This window comes from Flavobacteriales bacterium (genome assembly GCA_016712535.1).
GTDB lineage: Bacteria > Bacteroidota > Bacteroidia > Flavobacteriales_F > PHOS-HE28 > PHOS-HE28.
In genome coordinates, this window is the sequence record JADJQW010000002.1 from 676,696 (window position 1) to 702,841 (window position 26,146).

Sequence of the window (26,146 nt, forward strand, 5' to 3'; positions counted from 1 at the left end):
TCTGCATTTCAACGCTGCCGCTGCAAAGCTTGGATGGCGAGCGCTAAGGCAATAAGCACCGCCGGTGCCAGCAGATTGTACCAGAGGAAAGCAAGCTCAAGCGGATCTCCCTGAGCTGTTGCGAACACGTCGCACTGGTCCAGCGCATAGTGCAGCAGGGTGAGCGCTTGCGTGATCAACGCCGCGAGGAATACCGCCAGGCTGCCGATGCGCTTGAGGAAGAAGGCCACCAGGAAGATGCCCAGGATGGTGCCGTAAAAGAGCGAGCCGATGATGTTCACCGCTTGGATGAGGTTCTCGAAGAGAGAGAACAGCGCCGCGAAGGCCAGCGCCAGCAGCCCGAAGAGCACGGTGGCCCACTTGGTGGCGCGCACCTGTTCGCCGTCGGTGCGCTTCTTCTTCACCACGTCCACCACGCTCGTCGTGGCCAAGGCGCTCAGCTCGGCGCTGGTGCTGCTCATGCCCGCGCTGAAGATCATGGCCAGCAGCAGCCCGATGATCCCGATGGGCATGTGGTCCATGATGAAGGTGATGAAGATGTAATCCTTGTCGTTGGCCTCGGCGTCGGGGAGGGTGGCCTTCACCTCGGCGCGGTAGGCTTCACGGAGACGCTTGTCCTCAGCCAGGGCGGTTGTCAGTTGTTCGTTGTCCGTGGGCTCGCCGGCGCGGTGGGACCGGACCCAATTAGTAGCTGCTCGATGCACTCTCTGAGAGTTGAATTCAAAGTCGCCGCGGATCCTCTCATACTCAGAGCCCTCGGTTTCGCTTGCGGTGTAGCGCTGTTGATCCGAACCACTGGTCGCGTTTTCCAATGGAAGGTCAATGCCTCCCCTTCGCTGGCAAACGACCTGGTACCCACCAGTGTCGAAGAGTTGATCCATTGTTTTCGTGTTGCTCGAGTTCCAATGCACCGGCGCCGAGTTGAACAGGTAGAACACGAACACCAGCACACCCGTGAGCAGGATGAAGAACTGCATGGGGATCTTCAGCAGCGCGTTCATCCACAAGCCGCGCTTGGCCTGGTCGGCGTTCTGGCCGCTGAGGTAGCGCTGCACCTGGCTCTGGTCCGTGCCGAAGTAGGCCAGTTGCAGGAAGAAGCCGCCGATGAGGCCGCTCCACAGCGTGTACTTGTTGCTGGGGTCGAAGCTGGTGTCGATCACCTGGGTCTTGCCCAGTGCACTGGCCAGCTGCAGGCTTTCCACGAAGCCGATGTGCTCGCGCAGGTACCACACGACCAGCCCGAAGGCCACGAAGAGCCCGCCGAACATCACGGCCATCTGCTGCTTGTGCGTTACACCCACGGCCTTGGCGCCGCCGGTGGTGGTGTAGAGGATCACCAGCGTGCCGATGAAGACGCAGGTCCAAGAGAGCGGCCAGTGCAGCACCTTGCTGAGGATGATGCTGGGCGCGTAAATGGTGATGCCGGCCGCCAGCCCGCGCTGGATGAGGAAGAGTCCGGCCGTGAGCAGCCGCGTGCGCGCATCGAAGCGCTTGCCGATGAACTCGTAGGCGGTGTACACCTTCCATTTGTAGTAGAGCGGGATGAAGACGCGGTTGATCACCAGCATGGCCAGCGGCAGCCCGAAGTAGAACTGCACGAAGCCGAGCCCGTCGAGGTAGCCCTGACCCGGTGTGCTGAGGAAGGTGATCGCGCTGGCCTGCGTGGCCATCACGCTCAGCCCCACGGCCCACCAACGCTCATCGCCGCCGCCGCGCAGGTAGCTCTCGCTGCTGGTCTCCCGCCGCGTGCGCCATACCCCATAGCCCACGATGAAGCCGAGGGTGCCGAGGAGGATCAGCCAGTCGAGGGGGTGCATCGCGAGGGATGGAATGAAGAATGAAAAATGTAGAATGTAGACGTGCGAATGAGGCGACGTACAAGGTCGGCGTCACTTCCTTTGGTTGTTGCGCTCGGCGGTCTTGACGCTGGCGGTGAAGATGGCGACCAGCTCGCCGCACTCTTGGATCAGCCAGGCATGCTCGTTGTTCTTGATGTCCATCATCCCGCTAAGCACTTGCACGCGCAGGTTGTTCTTCGATTCGCGCAGCTCCTTCAATGCGCCGCTCATCTTGTGGATGAAGTCGCGTGACGACTCTGCTCCTTGCACCTCTCCGTAGTGAAGGGCAGGCGCTGTACCGCTCCGAAGCAGTTGTCCGGCCAGGTGATTTCCGGCGCGCGTGTTCGGCATGTTGTCGGTGTGCTTCACCACTGCGGCCGCGAACACACAGCATCGCTCTTCGATATCGTAATTCCTTTCCATGCCCCAGCAGTTCTACATTCTACATTCTTCATTCTACATTTTACATTCACTTACCACCCCGAGGTGATATCAGATTGGCGAACAACCGATAGGCTCCCGGTACCCCCGCCGGCAACTGCCGGAAGAAGCTGATGCCCGTATAGATGAAGCGCCCTTTGCCATGGTCGCAGGTGATGAGGCCGCCGGAGAGCGCTTGTTCGCCCGGATCGTTCCACGCGATGAGCGGGGTGTACTTGTCGCCGAGATCGCCGGCGAAGTAGAGGCCGCGTTCCTGCACCCAGCCGTCGAAGTCGGAGGCGGTGATCGCGTTCGGTGTGGTGAGCAGCGGGTGCTTGGGATTCAGGAAGGTGGGCGGCGCCTCTTCCACGGTCACGCGGTCGCGGGTGATCTTGAAAGGGTGGGGGCCGAGCGTGCTCGGGTCGATCTGGAAATCCTCCACACCGGAGACCGCGAAGCGCGGCGTGGTGTTGTACTGCACGATGAGCGTACCGCCTTCCTCTGCATACTTCAGCAGCAGCGGGTGCAGCTCCTTCATGCCCTTGGTGGCGTTGTAGGCGCGGATGCCGGTTACGATGGCGTCGTACTTCTTCAGTTCCTCCAGCTTCGCGGCGGAGGGCTCGATGAACTCCACGATGACCCCGAGCTGCTCCAAGGCCTGCGGCACATCGTCCCCCGCGCCTTTCACGTAGCCCACGCGCCTGGCGGTGGTCTTTACATCCAGCGGCACCAGCTTCACTTCGGCGGGCGTGTAGTAAACCTGCGGTAGGATGTGCGGGTAGTCGATCTCGTGCAGCGTGCGGTCGGCGGTGCCCTTGGGGCCGGTGAAGGCGAACTTCAGGCTACCCGGTTGAGCTTGTGCGGTCGGCTCAACGCTCACGGTAAAGCTGTTCCGTTCGTTGCGCTTGTTGATGGTGACGCCCATGTTCACAGAACCAGAGCTGTTCGCAGCGATGAGCCAGCCAAGGGGTGCCGAGACGGTAAGCTCACCACGCAAGCTGTCCGTCAGTGCTTCCACATCCACACTGATCATCTTGGGACCGCCTTTGGCGATAAGCACATCGCTCTTCGGGATCACCGAGGCCACAGGCGTGATGTACACCGGACGGATGCGTTCACCGGCCACGCGGTCGACCCAACGTTTCAGCGTGGTCGTGTTACTTGTAGCATAGGCTCGATCAGGATCATAGCGGAACTGGAAGGACAGGCTGTTCGGTATGGTCGGCTTGCCGATCAGCTTGGGATCATTCACATGGTAAAGGGTGGAATGAGGTGTGCTCAGCCAGTAGGGTGCGTCCACCGCAAGTTGGCCAAGCTGGGAAGGCCAGTAGCGATACTGAAGAACTTGGTTGTGTTTCAGTGATCCCATAAACGGGCCAACGCTTCCCGATGCGAATACAGATAATGGAACATCGATGGGGTTTCTAACCAGTGCTCGCAGTGTTACTGAGTCGGACTGCTGAGTAAGTGTCACGTAATGTTGCTCAGCGAGCATCTCGACCACCAGCCCGCTGCAATCCGCAATAAGATGATCCACTAGGAAGCGGACATGTTCGATCCATGGGTCAACGCTGCTCGCCCATGTTTCCTTCAAAGCCCTCAGCCCGGCGACCGACCCTTCTGGACGAAGCGGGTTGAATGTGCCGATTAGCTGTTGCAGAGCGGCTGCGGCGCCAACGCACTCAGGTAGCCGCCCCCACGTCATATCGATCCCCTCGAAGATGTCCTTCGTCTTGGGCCGGTCACCTTTCACCAACTTGAGGTACTCCAGCATCTCCCCCCGCGTTTCCGCCGCGCCGAAGCCCTGGCTCTTGTGCATGCTGCGGCTGCGCCCGGCGATCTCGGTGTAGCTCAGGCCCAGCAGCGGGTCGTAGCCGCCCACGTCCACGGTGAACCAGTCGGGGTCGTTCTTCGCGATGTCGGCCAGGTCCTTCTTCCACCAAGTGCTACCATTGAAGAAGAGGCGACGCGGCTGCCACACCTCCAGCCCTTGCTCCAGCTGCTCCGGAAAGGCCTTGGGGTCGCCGGCCAGGTCGAAAGCCTCCTCGGCGAGGATGGCGCTGGCCTCGTGATGGCCGTGCCCCGCGCTGCGGTCGGGCGCGAAGCGGGTGATGATGATGTCCGGCCGGAACATGCGGATCACGCGCACCACATCGCTGAGCACTTCCTGCTTGCCCCACTTCGCGAAGCTCTCGGCGGCGTTCTTGCTGTAGCCGAAGTCCACCGCGCGGGTGAAGAACTGCTCGCCGCCATCGATGCGCCGCGCCTCCAGCAGCTCCTGCGTGCGGATGATGCCCAGCGCGTCGCCCAGCTCGGGACCGATGAGGTTCTGCCCACCGTCGCCGCGCGTGAGGCTGAGGTTGCCGGTGCGCACCTTCTTGCCGTTGGCCAGCCAGGCGATCAGGCGGGTGTTCTCGTCATCGGGATGCGCCACGATGTAGAGCACGCTGCCCAGCACGTTGAGCTTCTGCATGCGGTGCAGGATCTCGGCGGCGTGGGGCTGGGCGGGGGGGCGCTGGGCGAAAGATGAGAGCGAAAGACCGAGGAGCGCGCTGAGGGTAAGTCGTGAGCGGGAGAAGAAGAAGTGCATGTGCCGAAGGTAGAAGGCTAATGCGCCATTGGCCGCTGGCTTCAGGCCATTGGCCATTGACCGTACGGCGCGGTTTCCTCTCGATCTTCGTGGAAAGCACCCCGCTATGCGCGACTTCAAGAAACTCGAGATCTGGCAGCTTGGGATGAACATCGTCGATCAGGTGTACACCTTGTTCGAGGAGGTTCCTTGGCAGAAGACGGGCAAGCTCCGTGATCAAGCCGAGCGTTCAGCCGTTTCCATCGCTTCGAACATCGCTGAGGGAAACTCACGGCGAAGTGAGAAGGACAAGTACCGATTCCACGAAATCGCATTGGGTTCGGCATTCGAACTCCAGACGCAGATCCTCATCGTTCAACGCAGGAACTGGGTGCCGCAGGACCGGCTCTCGAAGCTCCTGGATGACATCGAACTGGAACAGAAGAAACTTGCCGCCTTCATGGGCATTCTGGGCTCTTGAGCACGGGCTGATCGGCCAGCAGCCAGCGGCCAATGGCCAGAAGCGCGTTCACTCCTCCCACGCAGTAGTATCCACGCCCAGTTTCTTCAAGCACTTGATCGAGTTCGCCTTCACACCTTCGGGCGGATTCATGCTCAGGCTCTTTTTGAAGGACTTGATCGCAGCCTCCTTGTTGCCGGCCATCATGTAGCCCTCTCCGAGGCTGTCATGCACATTCGGGTCCGTTGGGTGGCGCTTGGCGTTCAGCTCGAATAGGCGCACAGCCTCATCCAGCTTGCCCCCGTTGGCGAGTTGGTAAGCGTACGTGTTGAGTTGCGCGTTCGTGGCGCCATCGATCATGGCCTTGCGCAATGCCGCTGCTTCCGCGGTCTTGCCCTGCTCATCGAGCATCGTCGCCTTCAAGCTCTGATTCTCGAAGTTGGCCCCGCGCGCTATGCTGATGTCCACCCACTTCATTGCGCGCTCCGGCGCGATCTTCTGCTCGTGGCAGTAGTGCGCGGCCTCGTACCACACTTCCCAAGCGAATGCGCCGATTCCACGCAGTTGCTCGTCGATGCTCGCGAGGATGATCCCATTCACATCCACGCCGATGCGGATCGGCACTTCGGCTTTCTCCCAACGCATCGTCAAGGTCGCCTCGTCCTTCTTCACATCCGCGAAGCCGAAGGTCACTAGCTCGGTCATCTCGCAGGTCCGCGGCAACACCTCCACGCGCAGGGCATCCTTCTCTTTATTGTAGAAGAACGAGCCCCAGGCGGTGTGGTCCTTGCTGAAGATGATGGTCCACTTGTCCTTATTCGGGATGGCATGCAAGCCGTAAGTGCCTGCGGGAAGGGCCTGCCCTTCAATCGAGACATCGTGCGTGCAAGAGAATACCGTGTTCTCATTCGCTCCCATGCGCCACACTTTGTCGAACGGCACCACTTCGCCCCAGATGCTGCGCCCATTCACCGCCGGTCGGCTATAAGCCACGGTGATGTCGGTGATGCCGATGCGCTGGGAGATGTTCGCGGCCTGGCTCTCTCGCGGAAGATCCAGCTGCGAGTATTGCGCGGGCATGCGGAAGGGGTATGCGCTAAGGAGCAGGCCGCAAATGATGGCTTGTTGAATGCAGGCTTTCATGTTCAGTAGGTATGCGGCCTGAAACTAGCCGCGCTCTTGGAGCGGCATGGCCGCAAGGGTGCGCACCGTGCAAAGCGTGACGGAGCGTGGGCTTTACCGCGGGAGGTAGATCACCGGATCGGCACCGGGCTGTATGGGCTCGTAATGCGCTTCGACCCATTCCACCACGGGCCCCAGGTAGGTCGCGGTGCTGTCGCGATCATGGATCACCACCACGGCGGGCATGTCCTGCTCGCATTGCGCGATCAATTGCGCGAGTTCCGCGTCGGTGCGGTCGCCGGGCCAATGGTAGCCCCAGCGTGTCGGATTGCGCCGGTCGGCGAGCACATAGTAGGCCGGATGGTAGGGCAGGGCGAGCAGGGCATCGCCGGGTGCGGAATGCTCCATGATCGAAGCCAGCACGGCATTGGTCTCAGCGGCGTCATTCTCGAAGATCCCCGCTTGTTCAGAGGTGATGGGTTGCGCATGGACTTCGGTCGGAGGCAACAGCATGTGCCATGCGATAATGAACATCGATGCGAAACCGATGGTTCCTGCTGCAGGGATGATGGGCTTCCACAGGGTGCGCTGTTCAGCCATTCCCAATGCACGCATAGCATACCCAGGCAACCACGCAAGCAGCACCAGCACGGGCGATAGCGTGAGCACGAGGTGTGCGAGATCGGAGCGCACCGTCACTTGCATATGGAAGAGCAAAGCCCAGCTCGTGAGGAACAACCCGATGGCCTCGCCTTCGCCATAGCCAGCACGTCGCCAGCGAATAGCGATCAGCGCCAAGCCCACCAATGCGAGCAAAGGACCGAAGCGGAAGGCGACGAAGGCCAACAGGCTTCCGGTGGGCCCTTCCTGATCCAGGTTCGGCATCGGCAACGCGCTGGTTGCGCCATAGCGCGTGAGCGGGAAGAGCACGAGCTGTTCCCACATCGCAGGCAGCGCACCGCTGGCCCAGAAGAAGAGCACTGCCGGCGCCGCGATCAAAGAAGCCCCGAGCATCCAGGCTCCCAAACGGAAACGAGGCCCGGGCGCGAGCCGCGTGCCATGCACTGCGCGCAAGGCCGCTGCGAGAACGAGTATGGCAATCACCAAATAGGCGCCTTGGTCGTGTCGCGCGAGCACGCTCAGCCCTGCCGCGACCCCTGATGCAACGGCGAGCTTGCCATCGGGCCGGCGGATGCTTTGGAGCGCGAGCGCAATGGCCGCCAAGCTGAGGGTGATCCCCTGCCACACCGCGAGCGGCGCGAAGTGCATGTGCGGCAGCCCGGTGATCACGGCCAGCGCACCTGCCGCGAATGCCCACGCGGGGCCCGAGAATCGCCGCGCTATAGCGTAGGTGAGCAGCACCATGACAGCGTGCAGGACCACCCCGAACAGGCGGAGCTTCAGGAAAGAGAGCCCGAAGATGGAGCTCCAGGCAGCTGCGAGGAACGAGGAGAGCGGGCCCTGGAGCGAATAGAAATCGCGGTGCGGCAATTCGCCCTGCATCACGCGCTGCGCGTTGTGGGCCAAGAATCCCTCATCGCCAAGGTCGATGGCTTGCGGGGCATGGATAGCGGCCACGACGCCCACGCCGGCCATCAGCATGGGCACCGCCCAACGCGATACGAGATGCAAGCCCGCCGTTCGGCTAGACTCAGGCTTCAATGCGGCCGCATCCTGCTCAATGGCTGTTGCTGGGGCAGGGCGGCGAAGGGTCTCCACGGCGAAAGGGCCGTGAAAATAGGGGAATGGGCCGACCTGTCAAGTCGACCAAGGCTTCAGGCCTGCTGCTCCTGCAGTGCCTGCGCGATCTGTTCCTTGTAGCTGCGGCCGCTCACGATGCGCTCGTTGTTGGCCATGCTGAAGATGAATTCGTTGTTGCCGCTGTAGCGCGCGTTGCGCACATGGGCACGGTTCACGATGTAGCTACGATGGATGCGGAGGAAGCGCACGGGGTCCAACTCGGTCTCCACGGCGTTCATCGTCATGCGGTGCAGCAGGTGCCGGTCCTTGAGCTGGAGACGCAGGTAATTGCCTTCGGCCTGCAAGTAGAGGATGTCGCTCACGTTGACCTTGTGCTCGCGGCCCTTGTCGCGGATGGTGAAGGCCTCGATGTGCTCGCTCTTGGCGTGCATGTGCTCGCGCACGAGGTCCATCAGCCGCCCAGTGAGGCGGTGGTTGAGCTTCATGTCGATGTGGCGCTTGGCCTTCTCCAGCGATGCGAAGAAGCGGTCGTCGTCATAAGGCTTCAGCAGGTAGTCCACGGCGCTCACATCGAAGGCCTTCAGCGCATATCGGTCGTGCGCCGTCACGAACACCACGAAGGGCATGCGGTCGTTCGGCATGCGGTCCACGGCATCAAGGCCATTGAGGCCGGGCATCTGCACATCAAGGAAGACGAGGTCGGGCCGATGCTTGTTCACGGCTTCCACCGCTTCGTGGCCGTTGCGGCATTCGCCTACCAGTTCCACTTCGGCGTCTTGGGCCAGCAGACGGATAAGCCGCGCGCGCGCTGCGGGCTCGTCATCGGCGATCAGGGTCCGGATGTGCTTCATGGTGCTGTTCAGTTCGTGTTCAAGTCAAGCGGAAGGTTGACGGTTGCGGTGAATCCGATCCCCTCCGGCGATGAGATCATGAGATTTCCGGCATCGCCGTAGAGGAGGCGCATGCGCTCACGCACGTTGCGCAGGCCGATGCCGCCATTGCTCATGGCCTTATGGACATCCCGACAGCCCTTTCCGTTGTCCGCCACCATGAGCGCCAACCGTCCATCAACCCGTTGGGCGCGCACGGTGATCTCCACGCGTTCATGCGAACTGTCTGTTCCATGCTTGATGGCGTTCTCCACCAATGGCTGCAGCACCAAACCGGGGACCTGGGCCTTCATCAGGTCAGGCGGCACATCGTAGCGCACCAGGAGCCGGTCGCGGAAGCGGATGCTCTCGATGTCGAGGTAATTGCGCACGTAATCGATCTCCTGTTCCAGCGCCACTTTATCCGCACGGCTCTGGTCCAGGGTGATGCGCAGCAACTGGCCCAGGCGGCTCAGCACCTTGCGCGCGTCACCGATGTGCTCGTCCATCAGGGCGCTCACCGTGTTCAAGGTGTTGAAGAGGAAGTGCGGCTGAAGCTGCTTCTTCAGCGCGCTCAATTGCGTGGCCTGCAACTCGTTCTTCACGCGCAGGAGCTGCTCATGCTCCACGCGCCGCAAACGGGCGCTATCAAGCGCCACCAGCACGCCCATGAGCACCCAGTATTCCATGGTGCGGGTGAAGATGGCCGGCAACAATGCGTGGTAAGCCCAGTCGCGGTATTTGGGATCGGAGAAGTCGAACTCGCCGAGTGACTGAAGGATGCTGTAGTAGATGGAAGAGGTCACCACTTCGTGGAAGGCGGCTATCAAGAAGCCGAATCCGATATGGACCGCGATCACGGGTCCGAGCGGCCTCGTGGTGAAGGGCCAGCGCTGGAAGATGATGTACACCAAGGGGCAGAGCAGTGCCCAGAAGAAGAAGTTGAGGTAGGGCACCGGTGCTTCGCGCCACCAACGGAACTCGCCCATGTCCTTCAGGTCCTTGTACACGAAATGGTGCATGTACGCTTGGAACAGGAACAGCGTGGCCAGCACGGCGGCGGTGATGATCACCGTGCGGTAGCGGATGGGCACGCGCCGGAAGTAGGTCATGGCGGCATCGAAACTAGACCCGCTGCCAAGGCATTGTGGGACGAATGGTGATGAGCGGCAAGGGCTGGGATGGGCGGTTGGATGAATATCCGGAGCACTGAAAGCAGCAAGGCCACCGGTTCTCCGATGGCCTTGCTGAACAACGGTCGTGACGCGTGGTCAGCCGATGGTGATCGTGTAGGTCTGTCCGTTCACGCTCACCGTGAAGGTGCCGTCGCAGGCGCCGTTGCCGTAGTCGATGGTGCGGGCGGGGCGTCCGGTGGGGGTTACCACCACGGTGCCGCTCACCACGTACCAGTTGCAGCCCAATTCGATCCGAAGCGCCGAGGTGATCTCCGTGACATAGGGGATGCCATTGCGGTTCACGCCGCTGCCACCGCCGGTGATCAGGTACACATCATCGCTCAGCTGCGCCGTACCGGAGCCTTGGATCCAGGTGCGCACGCGCTGCGCCTGATGCGTGGCCACCCAACTGCCGTCGCCGGCGGTGATGGTGCCGTTCACCGCGATCGCGAAGTAGGGCTGGTCGTTGGCATTCAGGCCCATGTTGGTCACGGTCTTGGTGCCGGTGACGAGGTTGTTGTTCACGTAGTAGTTGACCGGGGTGATGGTGATCACCGTCCCTTCATCGCGGTAACGGCCGGTGTAGCTCACCAGGATCTGCCCGCGGCGCAAGCGGCCATTCGAGGCGGTGCAGTTCACGTCGCCGAAGTCGAGGGTGATGGTGCGTGGGGTGGTCGTGGTATCGAAGGTCACGGTGGGGTCGCACAGGTCGCGCAGGCCATTGTCGTCAACGGCCTTGTCCACCATCGAGAGCATGTCGTTGAAGATGTCGTCCGCGCGGGCGTTGTCGCTGGCAGCGGTATAGTCCATATCGGGGGCTTCGGTCTTGTCCTTCCGGCAGGCCAGGAGGCCGATGGCGAAGGCGGGGATCAGGAGGATCAGCTTGCGGTTCTTCATGGTCTTGCGCCGTTGCCCGGCGCTGGTTTTGTGGTGTTTGGTTGGGTTGGAACGCGGCCTTTGACGCATCCATTGCGCCAAGGGTTCAGATCCGCTCGAAAATAACGAAGCTGAAGGCGTGGGCATGACGCTCATCCTCCTGGTGTCGCTGCCTGCTCAGCTCCCGCCACTCAGCCGGGACGATCTCCGGGAAGCGGGTATCGCCGGGGATGTGGGCATGCACCCGCGTGAGGTAAAGCCGCTCAACCAGTCCCATTGCGAAAGCCTCGCGGTAGATCTCGCCGCCTCCGATCACGAAGGCTTCCGTTTCACCTGCGGCGCGAGCGATTTCCAACGCCGCTTCGATGCCGGGCACCACCACCGCGCCGGGTGCCTCGTACCCGGCGTTGCGGGTCACCACGAGGTTCACGCGGCCCTTCAGCGGACGGTACTTCGTGGGGATGCTCTCGTAGTTCCTGCGGCCGGTGATTACATGATGGCCCTTGGTATGGCGCTGGAACCAGGCCATATCGTCGGGCAGGCTCCACGGCAGATCGCCCTGGTGGCCGATGATGCCGTTCTCCGCGACGGCGGCGATGGCGCTAACGATCATGATCGAATCAATGGCTTATTGATGAGACTCTTGAACAACGCGTGTTGAGGCCATGAATCGGTCAGATGACGCAGACCTCGCAGGTACAGCGTGCGGTAGGTGTCCACGGCCTGCGCGGCCCGGCCTGAGCCGATAGTGCGGTAGGTCGTGCGGCGAAGGCCAAGGGCTTGGCCGTGGTCGCCTTTTGGCTCCACCTTTTGGCGAAGCAAAAGGTGGAGGTGCATTCATGGACGAACATCAGCCGTGATGAGGGTATCGAATGGGCAACTCGCATTGCCACATCTACACCGCGACCTCGGCCTTGATGTGCGGATGCGGGTCATAGTCCTTCAGCGTGAAGTGCTCGAAGCGGAAGGCGAAGAGATCGGTTACCGTGGGATCGAGTTCCATGCGCGGCAACGCGCGCGGCTCGCGGCTCAATTGCAGCTTGGCCTGCTCGATGTGGTTGTTGTAGAGGTGCACATCGCCGAAGCTGTGCACGAACTCGCCTGGTTCCAGGCCGCACACCTGCGCCACCATCAGCGTGAGCAGCGCATAGCTCGCGATGTTGAAGGGCACGCCTAGGAACACATCGGCGCTGCGCTGGTAGAGTTGGCAGCTGAGCTTTCCATCAGCGACATAGAACTGGAACAGCGCGTGGCAGGGCGGCAAGGCCATGCGGTCCACATCGGCGGGGTTCCAGGCGCTCACGATCAGGCGGCGGCTGTCCGGATTCTTCTTGATGCTCTCCACGAGGTTGGCGATTTGATCGATCACGCGGTCATCGGGTGCGTGCCAGCTGCGCCATTGGTAACCGTAAACCGGCCCCAGGTTGCCCTCGGCATCAGCCCACTCGTCCCAGATCTTCACACCGTTCTCCTGCAGGTACTTGATGTTGGTATCCCCCGCGAGGAACCACAGCAGCTCGTGGATGATGCTCTTCACATGCAGCTTCTTGGTGGTCACCAGCGGAAAGCCGTCGTTCAGGTCGAAGCGCATCTGGTAACCGAAGCAGCTCAGCGTGCCGGTGCCCGTGCGGTCGTGCTTCTGCGCGCCGTGGGCGAGGATGTGGGAGAGGAGGGAGTGGTACTGATGCATGGGATTGCCCGCGAATTTACCGGCGTGATCCAGCCGAGGAGGACGTAGATGCTAACGGGTGTCGATAACCCTCACGAAGCGAAGCAATCACAGGCTCCCTGGTCTTCGGCGCCCCTGCGCTCCTTATCAAATCGTGATCTTCTTCACGGAATTCGTCCATCAATGCCGCTTTTAAGGTCACGATGGCATCAAGGAACGAGTGAGGGCCAATCAGCGCGTCACCTCTGCCTCACCCTCCTTCCACTCCGGCATCGCCCGCAACAGCCGCTCCTTCATCCGTTCGTAGTAGCTCTTTCGGTCCACCACGTAGGCGATGAGGTAGCCCACCACGCTGGCGTACATGAGCTGGAAGATGGCGCTGTGGCGGTCGGTCATCTCCAGCACGAGGATGGCGCTGGTGAAGGGCGAGCGGGTGACGCCGCTGAGGAAGGCCGTCATGCCCGCGAGCACCAGCAGGTTGAATTGGCCGCGGTTGTCGGCGAGGCCGAGCGCATCGGTGAGCCAGCCGCCGATGGCCGCGCCGCTGGCGAGCGAGGGAGCGAAGATGCCGCCCGCCCCGCCCGCGCTCACGCTGGAGAGCGAGCCGAGCACGCGCGCGGCCACATTCTGGAAACCGGCATCGGGATCGTCGGCGAAGAGGTGGTCCTCGAGCAGGGTGTGGCCGCTGCCGATGGCCACGTTGCCGAGCAGGTACACCACAGTGGCGAAGGCAAAGGCCGCCGCCAGCGCGAAGCCGGCATGCGCGAGCGATCCCTTCAGGTTCCGTCGGAACTTATCGATGGCGAGCACGATGCGGCAGAAGGCGGCGCCGGTGATGCCCGCGATGGCCGAGAGCAGCAGGATCTTGTACATGAAGCTCACGGTGGCGGGCGCCAGCTTCGGGTAGCCGAGCATGAGGTAGGGGCCGAGCAGCCATTGGGCCGTCATTCCGGAGAGGATCACCGCGGTGAGCACGGCGGTGCGGAACTGCGCCATGTGCGTCTTGGTGAGCTCTTCCACCGCGAAGACGATCCCGCCCAGCGGGGTGTTGAAGGCCGCGCTCAATCCGGCGGCACCGCCGGTGATCATCATGATCCGGCGGCTCACCTTTGGCCAGAAGGGCGGCAGCAGGCGATGCACGGTGCGGTAGATGCTGCCGGCGATCTGGAGCGTGGGCCCTTCGCGCCCCACAGCGCCGCCGCCGATCACCATCGATAGGCTGCTGGCGATCTTCACCAGGATGATGCGCACGTTGAGGAAGCGCCCGCTGCGGTCGCGCTTCTTGTCGGTGGCCACTTCAACGGCAGCCATCAGTTGCGGTATTCCGCTGCCGCTGGCGAGCGGCGCGAACCGGTACACGAGGAACCAGGCGAGCAGGAAGCCCGCTGGCGCGGTGATGAAGATCAAGCGCGGATCGATGGCCAGCAGCTCAGCGTTGCAATCGCCCACGAAATTGAAGAGCCAGGTGTAGCCCACGGCCACCAGCGCGGTGAGGACCGCTGAGATCTGGTAGGGAAGGGCCAGCAGGATGAACTCCTTCGCACGGCTCTGCACCAGCCACTGGCGCACGCGCTCCAATTGCGCGGAGCCCAATGCTAGCCACCGATCAGTGAAGGAGTCGTCGTGTTTGCGATCAGGCATGACATGCGCGCAGCAAGCAGGCGCGCGAATCTAGGTGAGCAGGGGTTGGGGGCTGGACGTTGTTGCCAACGCGCAGGCCACAGCTGCATGTTGAGGGTTGGCGGGTGTTCAACCCTCAACCTCCAATCAACCCTCGACCTTTCAAGCTCCAACTACTTCTCTTCCCCCAACCTGCCCAGGTCAATCACGGAGAACCGGTACTGCGTGCCACGGTCGTAGCTCTTCACCAAGGCCTTCGTGCCGCCCCATTCCAGCACGGTCCCCATCGGGCATGGCACGAAGCCTTCTTCCATCATCAGTGCCGTGCCTTCGCGCTGCACGGCGCCATCCTTCATGCTCACGAACACGGCTTTCAGCACTTGCGGCTCTGCAGGACGCTGCTCTTTGGTGCCCGCCGCTTCGCTGCCTGCGCGCAGGATGGCATCGTATCCGCGCGGTGCATGCCCGTGCAACAGGAGGAGATTGCCTTCCATCGGTACCGCAATGCTGCCTTCGTAGGCCTGTCCCGCCGTGGTCATCAGTGCGCGATCGACCGCGCGTTGCCAGCCAATGCTGTCGTTCTCCTGGACATGGCTCACGCGCACCGGCCCGCTCAGGTGGCGCATGGCGAGCGCATCGCCCACGGGCAGCATGAAGTCGTTCTGGAGGAAGGTCTCCGCCACCAGCAAGCCGCCGTCAGGAGCTGCGAGAAGATCCACGATCTCGTCGGGCACCTTCGCGGTGCGCGCCACGGGCTTGCGCGGATCGGCGGTGGGGTCGCCGAAGGCCAACAGCTTCGTTCTTCGGATGCCGGGCAGTCGTTGCGTGGCGATCGGCGTGGGCTTCAGCTTCGGGTCTGCTGGATCGAAGGTGACCACTGTGCCCGGCTGACCGGTGAGCGCGCCATAGCGCAGCGCGACGCTGATCGTGCCTTTCTCGCGGATCGCCATGCGCGCGCTGCTCACGAAATCCTTCTCGATGGTGAGGTCGCTCACGGCCTTGCCATCCTCCGCAATCGTGGTCAGGTGCAGTTCATGGCAGTTCTTGTCGCCCATGCTCTCTTCACCCTTGCAGTTGAACAGGTAGGTGAGCATGCGCATGGTGCCATCGTTGCTCACTGCGATCTGATGGATGCTGCTCTTCGCATCCTCGTATGGCAATTCAACGGTTGACTGCCAGAGCACGGTGAGGTCCTTGTCGAGCCAGGCGAGCGCCATGCGCTTGTTGCCTTTGCCGTGCTGCGTGAAATGGTTGAGCAGGTAATGCTGGCCGTCTGGCGATGCGATCAGCCGCTCATGCTGCACGAAGGCAAGACCGCGCGTGAAAAGGATCGGGTCCGGCAACGGGCGCACGGCCATGGTGTTCGCCGGATCATTCGCGTAGGCGATGTCGAAGTCAGCGAGCTTCCGGAAGCCCTTCAGCGAAAGCGCCCCGCTGGGATCCACTTCTCCGATGCCGAAGGCGCTGCCCTTCTTGGTGGCGCTCACCAGCAGCACGTGCATGCGCTTGCCGGTCATGACCGGCGTCACGCCTGTCCATTTCGTCCCGTCGAGCAGCACATCCTTGAGCACGAGCTCTTCGCTGGGCTGCAGCAGGGCATCCAACCGCACAGCCTTCGGCGTGAGCCCTTCCTCCACATAGAGCAGGTGCCTTCCATCGGCGGCGAAGAGGCCATCGACCACGGTGTAGATATCGCCGGTGCCGCCTTTGAGGGACCTGCTGAATGGCTTGCCCTGCTGGATGAGCGTGGCTTGAGCCGAAACGTGGAAGGTTGTGAGGAAGAGCAGCGGAAGGAAGAGGATGCGCGGCATGCGGGATCGGTTGCGGCGATGAATGTAACAGCGCGGCCGCACGGAGCCATGAGCACGTGATGCGCCTGGATCATCGTGGAGCGGTGAGGATGCGCGATCCGGCTTCACACCAGCATCCCCACGATCGTCGCGCTCAGCAAGGAGGCCAGAGTTCCGCCCAGCAGCGCGCGCAAGCCGAATTCGCTCAGCCATGCTCGCCTCGAGGGCGCCAACGAGCCGATGCCGCCGATCTGGATGCCGATGCTGGCGAAGTTGGCGAAGCCGCAGAGCATGTAGGTGCTCATCACGATGCTGCGCTGGTAGGCGAAGGCGCCGTTGGCCTTCAAGGTGGCGAGGCTCTCATAGCCCACGAATTCGCTGGCGATGATCTTCTCGCCCACGAGCCGGCCGGTGAGGGTGATGTCCTCGCTGGCCACACCGATCAGCCACATCAGTGGAGCGAAGAGGTAGCCGAGCAGGAACTCCAGCGAGAGCTGCTTGAAGTTGCCGTTGCTCACATCGGCTACCCAGCTGTTCAGGCCTGTGACCGCGCCGAGCTTGAAGAAGCCGTAGTTGGCCATGGCGATGAAGGCGAAGAAGACGAGCAGCATGGCGCCTACGTTGGCGGCGAGCTTCAGGCCCTCGGTGGTGCCGTTGCTCATGGCATCGAGCAGGTTGCTGCCCACACGGTCCATGCCCACCTCGATCTTGGAATCGATGGCCTCGGTCTGCGGGAAAAGGATCTTGGCCACCACCACGGCGCCCGGCGCGGCCATCACACTGGCCGTGAGCAGGTGCTTGGCGAAGAACAGACGCTGCACAGGGTCGTCGCCGCCGAGGAAGCCGACATAGGCCGCAAGCACGCCTCCCGCCACGGTGGCCATGCCCGCGGTCATCACCAGGAAGATCTCGGATCGGTTCATCTTGTCCAGGTAGGCCTTCACCATCAGCGGCGCCTCGGTCTGCCCGAGGAAGATGTTGCCCGCCGTGCTCAGGCTCTCGGCGCCGCTCAGGCGCATGGTGCGGTTGAGCGCCCAGGCCAGCGCGTACACCACTTTCTGGATCACGCCCAAGTAGAAGAGCACGCTGGTGAGCGCGCTGAAGAAGATGATGGTGGGGAGGATCTGCAGGGCGAAGATGAAGCCCATGCTCTTCACATTGAGCAGGTCGCGGAAGAGGAATTCACTGCCGGCCTTGGTGAAGTCGAGCACCTTCACGAAGCCCTTGCCCACGAATTCGAAGAGCCATTGCGCAGGCGGCACGTAGAGCACCAGCAAGGCCATCACCAGCTGGAATCCGAGCCCGATGCCCACCACCTTCCAATCGACCTGCTTGCGCTTGGCGCTGAAGGCCCATGCGATGGCGATGACCGCGAGCATGCCCACGAGCCCGCGAACGATGCCCATGGCGCTCACGCCGGTGAGCGGTGCCGGTGACCCTTGAGCGAATGCAGGCACGGCCAGCAGTGCTAAGGCAAGGAGCGTAAGCGAGCGAAGCGGTTTCAGCATGGCGTCCTGGGTGGGAGCGAAGATGGGTTTTCCTGCGGCATCAAGCCATATGCGGACCGCGACCCCGCAACCTTCAATCGCCGAAGCGTCTTGCGGAGGCGGTCAGCCACTCAGCCTGCACCAGGCCTAATTCCCCAGCTGCTCACGCTTCTTGATCTCGTCGCGCAGTTTGCTGGCGCGCTCGTAGTCCTCGTCCTCCAGCGCTTCATCGAGCATGCCGCGCAGCTCTTCGATCGGGGTGGAGGCCAGCGATTTCTTCTCGCGGCCCTTGCGCTCTTTCTTCGGCTCTCCTTCGGTCTGCTCTTCCTCGCCTTCTTCCACCTTGAGGCCGGCGGCGCTGAGGATGGGCTCGTAGGTGAAGATGGGGCAGTCGAAGCGCAGGGCAAGCGCTATCGCATCGCTGCTCCGGGCATCAATGGTGACCTCACGGGCATCCTGCTCGATCACCAGTTGGGCGTGGAAGATGCCCTCGACCAGGTCGCTGATGATCACCTCTTTCAGGTTGAAGCCGAGGGTATCCGCCACGTTCTTGAAGAGGTCGTGCGTGAGGGGCCGTGCCGGCTTGATGTTCTCCACCTGGATGGCGATGGCTTGGGCCTCCACGCCGCCGATGATGATCGGCAGGCGGCGATCGCCGAAGGTCTCTGCGAGGATGAGCGCATAGGCCCCCGCGTGCGTGTGGCTGTACGTGATGCGGAGGAACTTCAGCTCGACCTTGTCCATGCGTTGCTCAGCGGGCCGTGAAGGTAGGTTTTGCTGCGGTTGGGTGTTGCAGGTTGATGCGAAGGCAGGTTGAGGGTTGGGCAGTCCTTCAACCCGCAACCCTTGTCAACCTTCAACCCCCACCGGCCTAACGTTCAGCATTCAGCTTCTTCGCCGCTTCGATCAGTTTCGGCAGCACCTCGAAGGCATCGCCCACGATGCCGTAATCGGCGGCCTTGAAGAAGGGCGCCTCGGGATCCTTGTTGATCACCGCGATCACCTTGCTCTGGTTCACGCCGGCCAGGTGCTGGATGGCGCCGCTGATGCCGATGGCGATGTAGCAGTTGGGGCGGATGGCCACGCCGGTCTGGCCCACGTGCTCGTGGTGCGGCCGCCAGTGCATGTCGGCTACGGGTCGGCTGCATGCCGTGGCGCCGCCGAGCAATTGCGCGAGTTCTTCCACCGGTGCCCAGTGCTCGGGTCCTTTCATGCCGCGGCCGGCGCTCACCACGATCTCCGCTTCGGGCAAGGGGATGCCCGTGCCGGCCTTGCGCAGCTCCTTCACCGCGATGCGCGCCGCGCCGAGGTCGCCGTTGAAATCCTCAACGCTCGCGCTGCTGCCCGCAGTGCCGATGGCGATGCTGTTCGGCGAAAGGCTGATCACCTTCACGGGGCTCGTTACTTCAACATGCGCGCGTGCCTTGCCGCTGAACACGTTGCGCTTGAAGCGATTGCCTTCGGGCATGCCGGTGGCGCCCGCGACGAGGCCGGCCTTCAAGCGCGCGGCCACGCGCGGAGCAACGGCTTTCCCGGTGGCATCGTGCACCGACACGATGGTGGTGGCGCCGTCAGCGGCGGCCACATCGCACACGAGCTTCGTGAGCTGCTGGCTGTCAACGGCCTTCACGCCGCGCGCCGCGATCACCTTCTTCGCGCCGTTCGCACCGAGCGCTTCAAGCCCTTGCGCATCGCCGAAGGTCACGGCGGTCACGGGCCCGCCGGCGAGCTGGCTTGCGTAGGTCACGGCTTCCTGCGCGGCTTTCGGGAGCTTATCGCCCCGGGTGTCGATGAATACGATGGTGCTCATTTCTATCAGGCAGGTTGGGGGTTGCGGGTCGCTGGTTGAAGGTTGTGGCGGATCGGGCATTCAACCCTCGACCGGTCATCAACTTCCAACCCTCAACCTCAAATGACTTTGGCTTCGCTATGCAGCAATTCGATCAGCTTGCCGGCTTCTTCCGCGGGGATCATCTTCACGGTTCCCTTGGCGGGCGGAAGCTCGAACTTGACGGTGCTGGCGGCATTGGTGGTGGCTGCGGCAGCCACTGCATTCAGCGGCTTGGTGCGCGCCGCCATGATCCCGCGCATGTTGGGGATGCGCTGCTCGGCCATGCCTTTCGCCGCGCTGAGTGCAAGGGGCAGCTTCACTTCCAGCACTTCCACCCCGCCGGGCACGTCGCGCTCCACCACGGCCGTGTCGCCATTGACATCAAGCTTGCTGGCGAGCGCCACGTAAGGCATATCGAGAAGCTCGGCCACCATGGCGCCCACCACGCCACCGTTGTGGTCGATGGTCTCTTTGCCGGCGAGCACCAGGTCGAATCCCTTGTCCTTGGCGTACGCGGCGATGAGTTCGGCAACCTGCAGCGCATCGGTGGGCTGGGCGTCGATCCGCACGGCTTCATCGGCGCCGATCGCCAGCCCTTTGCGGATGGTGGCCTCGGTATCGGCACCGCCCACGGTCACGGTGGTGACGCTTCCGCTGCCTTTGCCTTCCTTCAACTCCAGTGCGCGCACCAGGGCGTACCATTCGTCGTAGGGGTTCATGATGAAGGTGACGCCATTGCCATCGTACTGGGTGTCGCCATTGGTGAAGGCGATGCGGGCAGTGGTATCGGGCACTTGGCTGAGAAGGACGAGGATCTTCATGGCTTCAGATGAACGCCGGGCGCGGTGGCCGGTTCGGCGGGCCGCGAAAGTAATCCCGGGCTCCCAAGCGCGAACCTGTGCGTTGGTGGCATTTCGCGCCGGAATGGCTTCCTTAGCGCAACAATCCGATTCCATGGAGAATGCTACGCTGAACCGGCTCCTGCTGGCCGTCACGCTCCTGGCTCCGATGGCCTCATTCGCCCAGGCCCAGAACGCGCTCGACTTCGATGGTGTGAACGATGAGGTGCTGGTGAACAACGCCTCCGCGCAGATCGCCAATGCCGCGGGCTTCAGCCTCACCTGCTGGGTATATCCGACCCAGAATGCGAACTGGCCCAACATGGAGGCCTTCGCTGGATTCCGCGACAACCTGCTCTTCGACTTCTACCTGCTGCAGACCTATGGCACCACCATGGAAGGCCGTTTCCGCAACAGCGCCAACCAGATCGTCACGCTCGACAGCACCGCTGCGCTCACCTTGAACGCGTGGCAATTCGTGGCCCTCACCTTCGATGGGAGCTTGCTGCGCATGTACCGTGACGCGCAGTTGCTCGGCGAGGCTCCCGCCACGGGCACGGTGACCACCACCACGGGCGCTTTCCGCATCGGCAATATGCCCATCCCGGGCTCCACGCAGATCTACCTCGACGGCCAGGTGGAGGAGGTGGGCCTCTGGGGGCGAGGGCTGACCGCGGCAGAGCTCGAATGCATAAGGCAATACGGCGCCGATACCGGCGATGATGACCTGCGGCTCTACTACAGGATGAACCAAGGCGCAGCTGGCGGGAGCAATGCGGGCATCACCACGCTCACCGACGCGACCGGCAACCTCAATGGCACGCTCTCGGGCTTCGCGCTCAACGGTGCCAGCAGCAACTTCGTGCAAGGCTTGGCCCTCAGCGGAAGCGTGAGCGCGCAGATCTGCCCGGACGAAGCCTACGACTTCAATGGGCAGCTGATCACGGCGCCCGGCACCTACACGGCGCTGCTTCCCACGCCCAGCGGTTGCGACAGCACGGTGACCCTCACACTCACTCAGGCAACGGTGAATGTGGGCGTTACGCAAACCGGACATGTGCTGCTGGCGCAAGCAACGGGGGCCACCTTCCAATGGATGAATTGCCTCACCGGCGCCATCATCCCCAACGCGATCAGTCCGTTGTACACCGCTGCTGCCAACGGGCAGTACGCGGTGATCGTCACGCAGAACGCCTGCGTGGACACCAGCGCTTGCGTGAACGTGGTCACCGCCGGCATCGATGACCTGCGCTTGCCATCAGCGCGCGTCTGGCCCCAGCCGGCAGGCGATCAGCTGAATGTTGAATTGTCCACAGCCGCAGTGAATGCGACCCTGCGCGTGGCCGATATCCTGGGCCGCACCGTTCTCGCGCGCAGCTATGCGCAGGTGCAGCGCACCACGCTCGATGTGGCCAAGCTGCCCACCGGCGCATACCTGATGGTGCTGGAGGCGGGTGGCGAGCGCCGTGCGGTGCGCTTCGCGAAGGAGTGAGCGTTGGCTTCACCGTGCGGACATGATCCGCTAGATCAATGCTAATGGTGGCGGAACATGGGCTGCGGTGTGCCCCGGCACCTTCGCGGCCCCGGCCCGCCTGCCATGCTGCTCAGACTCCCGCTCCTCTTCCTTGGGCTGCTTCTGTCTTACGGCCTGCTTGCCCAAGGCACCGTGCGCGGCAAGGTCACCGACAATGCGGGTGAGACCTTGATCGGCGCCGCCGTGGTGCTGAAGAGCGATCCCGGCAAGGGCACCACCACCGATCTCGATGGCCGCTACTCGATGGTGCTCGATGCGCCCGGTCCGCATGTGCTCCTGGTGCGCTACATCGGCTACGATAGCAAGGAAGTGACCGTGAACCCGAAGGGCGGTGAAGTGGTGGTGCTCAACATCACCTTGGGCTAGAGCTCAGTTGCGCTGGAAGGCGTTATGATCGAGGCGAAGTCCGTGCGCACCAACGATGCGTACCTAGACGGTTTCGTGAGCACCACCCTCGACCTCAATGGTGAGTTGAGCGCCGGCATGTACATGGTGAGCATCGCGGCCGGTGATCGTGCCATCACGGAGCGACTGGTGATCCAGCCGTAAGCAGGCGCAACAGACCTCAACAGCAAAGGGGCCGTCTCCAATGAGGCGGCCCCTTTGCCGTTGATGGCAGTCCCTTACTTTCACCATCCTAATCAACCGATCATGTCAAACTACAAAGTCGATGTCATCGATGCCGATCCCAACTACCTGTACTTGGTTACCCGGCCAGACGATCACCAGCTCCATGAGACCGTGATCAATGGCGATTTGGTCACACTGAAGTACATCGAGGTGAACCCATCAACCGGCCCCACGGATACGGTTGACTCCGGCATCCGATATGGCTCAGTCACCGAGGATCGCGAGATCACCTTCAATATCTCGTTGGATGGCGGCCCAACGCACAAGCTTACCTGCATCATACGGCGTACAGGAGGTTAGCGGGACGTATCTCTGAAGCGCTTCCTTATGCGATCTTGGCCCGCATGGCGATGGGCCGATCCGTGATCATGAGTGGCTCTTCATGTCTTGAGCGCCTGCTTCGTGCGCAACAGGCCTGGTCAAGCGCGGGCCGTTGGGCCCTTCCGGTTTTCGTTGCTGTGAGCTCAGTCGCTTCTTCAGCGCAGACAACGGAACACGCATGGTTCGACCGCTTGCGCGACGCAAGCGCGCGTGGCGATACGGCAATGCTGACCGGGCTCCATGCGGAGGCCGTTGCGCGCGGTGACCAGGAGGGCCATCAACAGGCGCTGCTCGCACGAGCCATTGCCGCTTACCGGAAGGATGATTTCCTGCGATGCGGCGCGCTCTGCGACAGCTTGCTCCGGTCACCGCTGGACCCGGGTCCATTGCGCTCCATCGCCAGCCGATTCCAATCCATGGTGAGCACGGGCTTCAGCAACGCCCGGCAGGCCGTGCTGCTTGCCGAGCATGGACTAGCCGGCCTCGATACGGCCGCTTTCCCGATTGATGCGGCTGACCTGCTCGTGGTGCTTGCAGAGGCGCACTTGGAGGAAGGCGATATGGAAGCGGCGCTCCATGCACTCAAGCGCGCTGACGGCATCGCGTCGGCCAGGAATTACCAACGAGGCCTGGCTTTGGTCGAGTTCAGCTTGGGAAGCATGAGCTTCATGCAAGGGAGATTCGGACCGGCGCAGCAGCAGTATCGATCGGCGCTCCGCATGGCCACACAGGGCGGCTACGATGTGCTCGCGCAGAATGCTGCAACCAATCTTGCCTTGGCTTCCTCACAGGCCGGTGACCCGGAGGCGGCCAGCCTGGTCTTCGACAGCCTGCTGGCGTCCCTTGGATCAGCCAATCCCGCCTTGCGCGCCTGGCTGCACCATAGCCAAGCCATGATCGAGATCGATGCGAAGGATTTCGGATCCGCCCTCAAGCGGTGCGAGCGCGCGCTTCCTATCTGCGATTCGGTCGGATTCGAGATCGGCAAGGTGAAGCTGCTGGCCATCATGGGCGTCTCGGTTGAAGGGCTCGGTGATTCCCGCAGGGCCATTGAGCTGTATCAGCAAGCGCTTGATCTGGCCCGGTCGCGTAGCATGCACGACGAGGCACTCAGCATGCACTGGTCCTTGCACCAAGCGAATCGGAGGATCGGCGAACAGGAAGGGGCCTATGTGCACCTCATGGCCTACACGCAGCTCTCCGATTCGCTGAAAGGAGCGCGCTTCAACGAGCGGATGGCCTACGAGCAAGTGCGCTTCGACACCGAGCGCAAGGAGCGGCGCATCGCCGAGCAGGAGCAGAGGCTCGAGCTCGCTGCCGCTGAAGACCGGCGCAAGGCCCTGCAGCGCAACCTCTCACTCGCCCTGACCTTCGTGCTGCTCGTGGCTGCTGCGTTGCTCTGGCGGACTCTTCTGGTCCGTAGAAGACTTGCCGCGAAGGAGCGGGAGCTGCACCTGAATCAAGTCGACCAGATGATCGCGCAGCACGATGCGCGCAGCGTGGCTGCCCTGATGGAGGTGCAGGAACGGACGCAGAAACGGATCGCGGCGGACCTCCATGATCAGATGGGAGGCGCCTTCGCTACCATCCGCATGCAGCTCGAAGGGCTCGAGGCGCGCATGCCGGCCGTCGGCGCCACGGAGCAGTACGCCATGGTGAAGAACCTGATCCATGGCGCGGGCGATGAGCTCCGCAGGGTCAGCCATGAGCTGGCCGAAGGCCCCTTGGCGGACCGCGGATTGCAGCACGCGCTCATCGAATTGCGCGATGCCGTGAACAAGAGCGGAATGGTGCAGGTGGAGCTGCGGGCCCGCAACCTGGAGCATCGCATGAAGCGGCAGGAAGAGACCACGGCTTATCGGATCGTCCAGGAACTGGTGACCAATGCGCTGAAGCACGCGCGCGCCGCCCGGATCACCATCGATGCGGAACGCCAGGAGGACGAACTCCTGATCAGTGTCTCCGACGATGGCGTCGGCTTCGACCCCACTTCCTCGAGCGGAGGATTGGGCATGGGCAACTTGCAAGCACGGGTCGCCGAGCTCGGCGGAGAGCTGCATTTGGAGAGCGCCCCAGGGAAGGGCACCCAGGCGCGGGCCCGCTTTCCGTTGGCCGGCTAGGCCATTGGCTCCGCATACCTTCGCACCCCTTCCAATCAAGCCGCACCATGCGCACCATCCAGTTCCGCGAGGCCCTCAACGAGGCGATGTCCGAAGAGATGCGCCGCGACCCGAACGTGTTCCTCATGGGTGAGGAAGTGGCCGAGTACGATGGCGCTTATAAGGTGAGCAAGGGCATGCTGGCGGAGTTCGGCCCGAAGCGCGTGATCGATACCCCGATCGCCGAACTGGGCTTCACGGCCATCGGCGTGGGCGCAGCCATGAACGGCTTGCGGCCCATCGTGGAGTTCATGACCTGGAACTTCGCGGTCCTTGCCAGCGATCAGATCATCAACCACGCCGCCAAGATGCTCCAGATGAGCGGCGGGCAATTCCACGTGCCTATTGTCTTCCGCGGCGGAAACGGCAGCGCGGGCCAGCTGGCCGCCACCCACAGCCAGAGCTTCGAGGCCATGTACGCCAACGTGCCCGGCCTCAAGGTGATCACGCCCAGCAATCCCTACGATGCCAAGGGCCTCTTGAAAGCCGCCATCCGCGACGACGATCCCGTGCTCTTCATGGAGAGCGAGCGCATGTACGGCGACAAGGGCGAGGTGCCCGATGGCGAGTACCTGCTGCCCATCGGCAAGGCCACCATCGCGCGCGAAGGCAAGGATGTCACCATTGTCTCTTTCGGGAAGATGATGAAGGTGGCGCTCGCCGCTGCGGATGAATTGAAGAAGGAAGGGATCGATGCCGATGTGATCGACCTGCGCACCATCCGTCCGATGGACCATGCCGCCATCATCAACAGCGTTCGCAAGACGAACCGCTTGGTTGTGATCGATGAGAACTGGCCCGTGGCCAGCATCAGCAGCGAGATCGCTTACCGCGTGCAGAAGGACGCCTTCGATTTCCTCGACGCTCCCGTGCTGCGGATCAATCAGGCCGATACCCCGCTGCCCTTCGCGCCGGGACTCATTGAAGAGTCGTTGCCGAGCGCGGCGAAAGTGGTACGCGCTGTGAAGGAGGCGATGTACCTGGTGAAGTAACGCTGCCGCCCGGGTGGTGAAATGGTAGACACGAGGGACTTAAAATCCCTTGGTCCGTAAGGGCTGTGCGGGTTCAAGTCCCGCCCCGGGCACCCAGAAACGAGCGATGCCCCCTGTGAGGGGGGCATCTTTTGAGCGAGAAACGGGACTCGAACCCGCGACCCCGACCTTGGCAAGGTCGTGCTCTACCAACTGAGCTACTCTCGCAATGGGGCGGCAAATATAGATGCGCGATCGAAGCCCG

At 62.6% G+C, this 26,146-nt stretch carries 23 protein-coding genes and 2 tRNA genes; 8 read left to right on the top strand and 17 right to left on the bottom strand.

Translation table 11 applies throughout. From position 1 onward, the window contains the following. Window positions 1–8 precede the first annotated feature (8 nt). From IPK70_02670 to IPK70_02680, 3 genes are all read right to left on the bottom strand, one after another. Entirely contained in the window at window positions 9–1,817 is a 1,809-nt protein-coding gene (locus IPK70_02670) for a sodium:solute symporter (protein ID MBK8226064.1), read from the bottom strand. A gap of 72 nt (window positions 1,818–1,889) precedes the next feature. Beyond that, on the bottom strand, window positions 1,890–2,261 hold the full coding sequence (locus IPK70_02675; GenBank protein MBK8226065.1) for a four helix bundle protein: 372 nt from the start codon (window positions 2,259–2,261) through the stop codon (window positions 1,890–1,892). 46 nt (window positions 2,262–2,307) lie between these two features. Then, window positions 2,308–4,848 (bottom strand): PIG-L family deacetylase, encoded by a 2,541-nt coding sequence (locus IPK70_02680; protein ID MBK8226066.1) that lies wholly within the window; start codon window positions 4,846–4,848, stop codon window positions 2,308–2,310. A gap of 106 nt (window positions 4,849–4,954) precedes the next feature. On the opposite strand from IPK70_02680, the gene IPK70_02685 reads away from it, so the two are divergent. After that, window positions 4,955–5,308, top strand: coding sequence for a four helix bundle protein (locus IPK70_02685; protein ID MBK8226067.1), 354 nt, complete (start codon window positions 4,955–4,957; stop codon window positions 5,306–5,308). Window positions 5,309–5,356: 48 nt separating this feature from the next. Here the strand turns inward: IPK70_02685 and IPK70_02690 are convergent, their stop codons facing one another. The 13 genes from IPK70_02690 to IPK70_02750 form a co-directional block, all read right to left on the bottom strand. Further along, window positions 5,357–6,430, bottom strand: coding sequence for a DUF2911 domain-containing protein (locus tag IPK70_02690; GenBank protein ID MBK8226068.1), 1,074 nt, complete (start codon window positions 6,428–6,430; stop codon window positions 5,357–5,359). 93 nt (window positions 6,431–6,523) lie between these two features. Continuing rightward, window positions 6,524–8,128, bottom strand: coding sequence for a glycosyltransferase family 39 protein (locus tag IPK70_02695; protein ID MBK8226069.1), 1,605 nt, complete (start codon window positions 8,126–8,128; stop codon window positions 6,524–6,526). A 56-nt stretch (window positions 8,129–8,184) separates the two neighbouring features. Further along, window positions 8,185–8,961, bottom strand: a complete 777-nt coding sequence (locus IPK70_02700) for a response regulator transcription factor (protein MBK8226070.1) — start codon at window positions 8,959–8,961, stop codon at window positions 8,185–8,187. Between the two features lie 8 nt (window positions 8,962–8,969). Continuing rightward, window positions 8,970–10,091, bottom strand: a complete 1,122-nt coding sequence (locus IPK70_02705) for a histidine kinase (GenBank protein MBK8226071.1) — start codon at window positions 10,089–10,091, stop codon at window positions 8,970–8,972. Between the two features lie 159 nt (window positions 10,092–10,250). Next, window positions 10,251–11,051 (bottom strand): hypothetical protein, encoded by an 801-nt coding sequence (locus tag IPK70_02710; GenBank protein ID MBK8226072.1) that lies wholly within the window; start codon window positions 11,049–11,051, stop codon window positions 10,251–10,253. An 85-nt stretch (window positions 11,052–11,136) separates the two neighbouring features. Continuing rightward, on the bottom strand, window positions 11,137–11,643 hold the full coding sequence (locus IPK70_02715) for a dihydrofolate reductase (protein ID MBK8226073.1): 507 nt from the start codon (window positions 11,641–11,643) through the stop codon (window positions 11,137–11,139). A gap of 282 nt (window positions 11,644–11,925) precedes the next feature. Continuing rightward, window positions 11,926–12,720, bottom strand: a complete 795-nt coding sequence (locus IPK70_02720) for a thymidylate synthase (GenBank protein ID MBK8226074.1) — start codon at window positions 12,718–12,720, stop codon at window positions 11,926–11,928. A gap of 210 nt (window positions 12,721–12,930) precedes the next feature. Further along, window positions 12,931–14,340, bottom strand: a complete 1,410-nt coding sequence (locus IPK70_02725; protein ID MBK8226075.1) for a chloride channel protein — start codon at window positions 14,338–14,340, stop codon at window positions 12,931–12,933. Between the two features lie 152 nt (window positions 14,341–14,492). Beyond that, a complete protein-coding gene (locus tag IPK70_02730; protein ID MBK8226076.1) occupies window positions 14,493–16,130 on the bottom strand; it encodes a hypothetical protein in 1,638 nt (545 codons plus the stop codon). Window positions 16,131–16,234: 104 nt separating this feature from the next. Next, window positions 16,235–17,617, bottom strand: coding sequence for a Na+ dependent nucleoside transporter (locus tag IPK70_02735; GenBank protein MBK8226077.1), 1,383 nt, complete (start codon window positions 17,615–17,617; stop codon window positions 16,235–16,237). Window positions 17,618–17,743: 126 nt separating this feature from the next. After that, complete coding sequence (locus IPK70_02740; protein MBK8226078.1) at window positions 17,744–18,340, bottom strand: bifunctional nuclease family protein; 597 nt, start codon at window positions 18,338–18,340, stop codon at window positions 17,744–17,746. A gap of 127 nt (window positions 18,341–18,467) precedes the next feature. Beyond that, window positions 18,468–19,406, bottom strand: coding sequence for an electron transfer flavoprotein subunit alpha/FixB family protein (locus IPK70_02745; protein ID MBK8226079.1), 939 nt, complete (start codon window positions 19,404–19,406; stop codon window positions 18,468–18,470). Between the two features lie 98 nt (window positions 19,407–19,504). After that, entirely contained in the window at window positions 19,505–20,248 is a 744-nt protein-coding gene (locus tag IPK70_02750) for an electron transfer flavoprotein subunit beta/FixA family protein (GenBank protein MBK8226080.1), read from the bottom strand. A gap of 133 nt (window positions 20,249–20,381) precedes the next feature. Between IPK70_02750 and IPK70_02755 the strand changes: the two genes are divergently transcribed. The 7 genes from IPK70_02755 (at window position 20,382) to IPK70_02785 (ending at window position 25,994) form a co-directional block, all read left to right on the top strand. Next, window positions 20,382–21,758, top strand: coding sequence for a T9SS type A sorting domain-containing protein (locus IPK70_02755; GenBank protein ID MBK8226081.1), 1,377 nt, complete (start codon window positions 20,382–20,384; stop codon window positions 21,756–21,758). Window positions 21,759–21,863: 105 nt separating this feature from the next. Beyond that, window positions 21,864–22,166 (top strand): carboxypeptidase-like regulatory domain-containing protein, encoded by a 303-nt coding sequence (locus IPK70_02760; protein ID MBK8226082.1) that lies wholly within the window; start codon window positions 21,864–21,866, stop codon window positions 22,164–22,166. Window positions 22,167–22,241: 75 nt separating this feature from the next. Beyond that, the gene (locus IPK70_02765; GenBank protein ID MBK8226083.1) at window positions 22,242–22,349 is read left to right on the top strand and encodes a T9SS type A sorting domain-containing protein; all 108 of its coding nucleotides are present in this window, start codon (window positions 22,242–22,244) and stop codon (window positions 22,347–22,349) included. Between the two features lie 102 nt (window positions 22,350–22,451). After that, entirely contained in the window at window positions 22,452–22,730 is a 279-nt protein-coding gene (locus IPK70_02770) for a hypothetical protein (protein ID MBK8226084.1), read from the top strand. Between the two features lie 212 nt (window positions 22,731–22,942). After that, entirely contained in the window at window positions 22,943–24,871 is a 1,929-nt protein-coding gene (locus IPK70_02775; GenBank protein ID MBK8226085.1) for a sensor histidine kinase, read from the top strand. Window positions 24,872–24,918: 47 nt separating this feature from the next. Further along, window positions 24,919–25,902, top strand: a complete 984-nt coding sequence (locus IPK70_02780) for a pyruvate dehydrogenase complex E1 component subunit beta (GenBank protein ID MBK8226086.1) — start codon at window positions 24,919–24,921, stop codon at window positions 25,900–25,902. A 7-nt stretch (window positions 25,903–25,909) separates the two neighbouring features. Beyond that, window positions 25,910–25,994 (top strand) — tRNA-Leu (locus IPK70_02785). Between the two features lie 42 nt (window positions 25,995–26,036). Here the strand turns inward: IPK70_02785 and IPK70_02790 are convergent. Next, a tRNA-Gly gene (locus tag IPK70_02790) sits at window positions 26,037–26,109 on the bottom strand. Window positions 26,110–26,146: the final 37 nt, after the last annotated feature.